This window comes from Cylindrospermum sp. FACHB-282, assembly GCF_014697195.1.
GTDB lineage: Bacteria > Cyanobacteriota > Cyanobacteriia > Cyanobacteriales > Nostocaceae > Cylindrospermum.
Map to the genome: position 1 here is coordinate 1 of NZ_JACJRJ010000101.1, position 2,838 is coordinate 2,838.

Annotated in this window: 2 protein-coding genes; both read left to right on the forward strand. The window is 43.8% G+C overall.

The features are described 5' to 3' along the window. Positions 1 to 475: zinc ribbon domain-containing protein (locus H6G32_RS26260; RefSeq protein ID WP_190463682.1), on the forward strand; the 475-nt coding region annotated here is incomplete at its 5' end. Between the two features lie 498 nt (positions 476 to 973). Further along, entirely contained in the window at positions 974 to 2,422 is a 1,449-nt protein-coding gene (locus H6G32_RS26265; protein WP_190463683.1) for an aromatic ring-hydroxylating dioxygenase subunit alpha, read from the forward strand. Positions 2,423 to 2,838: the final 416 nt, after the last annotated feature.

Genomic DNA, 2,838 nt, shown 5'->3' on the forward strand with positions numbered 1-2,838 from the left:
ACATCAAATTGGTGTAGTGGTATTTGGGTGGAATCAGGGACAAAGACAAGAAGCGCAGTTAGGTAGAACAACGCAATCATTTGTGCAGATACCAACCGCCAAACTCAAAAAACAAGTTAAACAGTTATGCGAGTACCACGGCATCAAATTTGTAGAAACTGAAGAATCCTATACCAGTAAAACTAGTTTTCTAGATGGTGATTTTCTACCTACTTTCGGCGCAAAACCTGAAGGGTGGAAACCAAGTGGAAAACGAGTAAAACGCGGTATGTTCCGCACAGGAAAAGGACTATTTATTAACGCTGATTTAAATGGTGCAGCGAATATACTTCGCAAGGTAGAGACACAATTAGGACTCGTCCTAGTCAAGGTCTGTAGGCAAGTTTTGACCCTTGCTACCAGATTTCGTATCTGGGAAACCAAAACTAAAAAGCGAAGTGGTACGGCTTCAGCCTACCACGTAGTATCAGTTTAGAATCCCCGTGTCTTTAGACCGGGGAGAGGTCAAGCTACTGTTTATGTAATTAAGAAGAATAAACGAGTCAACCCCTTCCCTACGGGACGCCAAAGGCGAACGGGGAATTAAAAATTAAAAATTAAAAATTAAAAATTAAAGACAATCAGTGGTAGCTCTGAACCCAGCACTGATTGTAGACCGCTGATTCTTAGAATCAGTGGGAGCCTGTACTCGGAATTAATTAATTCAAAATTGTTTTTATTCTTCATTTTGCATTTTGTATCCCTTACGGGAGCCGTAGGCTCTATTTTGTATTTTGAATTCAAAAAAGGTCACTTTAGCCATTAAGGGACTTCCAAGGAATAAAATCCCCAATTAGTAATAATGATAATCATTGTAGCTTTAACTAATGCAACTTTAGACTATCGGTTGATTTTTTCAATCTACCTGCCAGGGTGATTAAAAAATTGTTACATTTTGTTTGAACCGAAAATCAAAATCATTGTTAATTCCACCATGTCCGACAGTATTCTCCAATCCGAGGATTTTCCCCTTTCAGTCATATCTCAAACTAGAGTAACAGAAGAAGTCTCCGCTGGTGGACTCGACCCACAGCGCTTTGACTGGCAGGAAGTTTGGTATCCTGTCCATTACGTGGAAGATTTGGATAAATCCCAGCCAACTCGCTTCACTTTGCTAGAGCGGGATATTGTCCTGTGGTGGGATAATAATCAGCAGATGTGGCGAGCGTTTGTAGACCAATGCCCCCATCGGTTAGCACCACTGTCAGAAGGGAGAATTAACGAGGACGGATTGCTAGAATGTCCTTATCATGGCTGGGCGTTTTCGGGAACGGGAAAATGTTCACTCATCCCCCAACAAATGGAGGGAGCAAAAGCAGAAGTTTCTCAACGTGCCTGCGCGACTTCACTACCCACCACAGTTCGTCAAGGACTCTTGTTCGTTTATCCTGGTTCTTCTGAGAATGCACTTAACACTAAAGTTCCCATTGTTGACATCTTAGACGAAGACCAGGACGGTTGGATTTGCCTAAATACCTTTCGAGATATACCCTATGATGCCCTGACGTTGATGGAAAACGTCCTCGATTCCAGTCACATTCCTTACACCCACCACCGCACTGTTGGCAACCGGGCTAATGTATCGCCTGTGGAATTGGAGGTTGTAGAATCAGGGAAGTGGGGATTTAAAGGCACTTGGGCAGCAGGCCCGCGCAAAGGAACTTTAGGACGGCAGGATACTACTTTCATTGCTCCTGGGTTGATGTGGCATGACCTCACCTCTAAGCAGTTTGGTAGGACGTTGACAGTAGTTTACGCTACTCCCATTCGCAAGGGAGAATGTCGGCTATTTGCGCGTTTTCCCTTCAAGTTCTCCTCTAAATTACCGGGAATTTTCCTGAAGCTGACTCCGCGGTGGTACTCACATATCGGGCAAAACAACGTCTTGGAAGATGACCAAATTTTCCTGCATCACCAAGAACGGTATCTGGAAGAACGTGGTGGTAGTGCTAACTTTACCAAGGCGTTTTATTTGCCAACTAAGGCAGATATGTTTGTATTTCAGTTGCGTTCTTGGGTGAATCAATATAGTGTTGAGCCTTTTCCGGGTAAGACTCTACCACCGCCATTACCCAAGGAAGTGCTACTAGATAGATACCACTCCCACACTGAAAAATGTGCTAGTTGTAGCACTGCACTGACTAATCTGCAACGGTTGCGGGTGGGACTAGCTGTAGTGACAGTACTAGTTTGGGCGCTGCTTCCTTTGCTGAGGTTCATTTATGGTGAGGCGAATATTTTCACCATTAGCTTTCTAACTTTGGCTGTTATTAGCGGTGCTGGGATTTGGTTTGGTTTGGGTAAGTTGGAGCGACGGTTTTATCAAGGTTGGTCTGTTCCACCTAGAAATCTGCCTGAGAAAAACCGGAGGAATGTACTGTAGTGTTTAATTAGTGAGATGTTATTTATACATAAAACTAGGATATTTGCGGCGGGGTAACCCATAACATAAATAGATGGTGCGGAACGAAGTTTCAATGTTTCTAGCCTCTAATTCATCCCGCAAATATGTAACGCTAAATGAATTTAGGGGGGTTAGCCGCAGGTAAATTTATTCACCGTCAAGTTTGCATCTGTGCAAAGAATGTTGCTGCTATTGGGGTAGATTTTGTAAACTCGCCCAGAGGTATGCGCTAGGCGAACGAATGGTTTGTACTATAATCTCAGTATAGACTTTTGCGGGCTAGTGACATACTCCACACACTCCCCTTCGGGTGAGTGTGGGCTTCTCAACGACTCCTCTATGAGGACATTGATTGAGCTTTGAGGGCGTGTGTCCCACGCGCCTTTATGTTAATA